A 1,123-nucleotide genomic window follows, 5' to 3' on the forward strand; every position below is an offset into this window, starting at 1 on the left:
ACGATAATAGTTTTGGATTTTGGCTCGCAGTACACCCAGCTCATCGCTAGACGCTTGCGCGAGCAAGGCGTTTATACCGAGATTTTGCCTTTTAACGTCAAGGTCGAGGAGATCAAAGCAAAAAAACCAAAAGGCATAATCCTAAGCGGCGGTCCTGCTAGCGTTTATGCTCCTGATGCGTATTTTTGCGACGAGGGCGTATTTAAGCTAAAGCTGCCGATTTTAGGCATTTGCTACGGCATGCAGCTTTTGGCGCATAAATTTGGCGCCGAGGTCGCTCCGGCCTCTCACAAAGAGTACGGCAAAGCAAGCCTTAACGTCCTAAAATCTCATCCGCTCTTTACCGATACGCCTGAAAAGCAAATCGTCTGGATGAGCCACTCCGACCTCGTAAAAAACCTACCTAACGGCTTTGAGGCGATCGCGACTAGCGAAAATTCGCCTTATTGCGTGTTTGGCGACGAAAAGCGCAAATTTTACGCTCTGCAGTTTCATCCGGAGGTTCAACACAGCGAGTTTGGTACTCAAATTTTAAAAAATTTCGCTAAATATATCTGCGGCTGCGAAAGCACGTGGAATATGGGCAGTTTTGCCAAAACCCAGATCGCTAAAATCAAAGAAACCGTGGGCAACAAAAAAGTCCTTTGCGCCGTTAGCGGAGGCGTGGACAGCTCTGTCACTGCCGCGCTTTTGGCCGCTGCGATACCGCAAAATTTGATCCTGGTTTTCGTCGATAACGGACTACTTAGAACGGGCGAGCGCGAGCAGGTCGAGGCGACTTTTAGAACCAAGCTTGGCGTAGAGCTAGTTAGCATAAATGCGAGTAAAACTTTCCTAGAAAGGCTTGCGGGCGTAACCGATCCAGAGAAAAAACGCAAGATAATCGGCGAAACTTTCATCGAAATTTTTGAAAAAGAGGCCAAAAAGCACGATAACGTCAAATTTTTAGCCCAAGGCACGCTTTATACCGACATCATCGAAAGCTCGGTCGTGGGATCTAGCAAGACGATCAAAAGCCACCACAACGTGGGCGGACTGCCTGATTGGATGAGCTTTGAGCTGATCGAGCCTTTAAGAGAAATTTTTAAAGACGAGGTGCGCCAGCTCGGCCTTGAGCTTGGCC

General features: G+C 48.2%; 1 protein-coding gene. It reads left to right on the forward strand.

From position 1 onward, the window contains the following. Positions 1–3 precede the first annotated feature (3 nt). The coding region (gene guaA / locus Q0338_RS10035; protein ID WP_298086600.1) for a glutamine-hydrolyzing GMP synthase at positions 4–1,123 on the forward strand (1,120 nt) is incomplete at its 3' end.

The organism is uncultured Campylobacter sp., assembly GCF_938018145.1.
GTDB lineage: Bacteria > Campylobacterota > Campylobacteria > Campylobacterales > Campylobacteraceae > Campylobacter_A.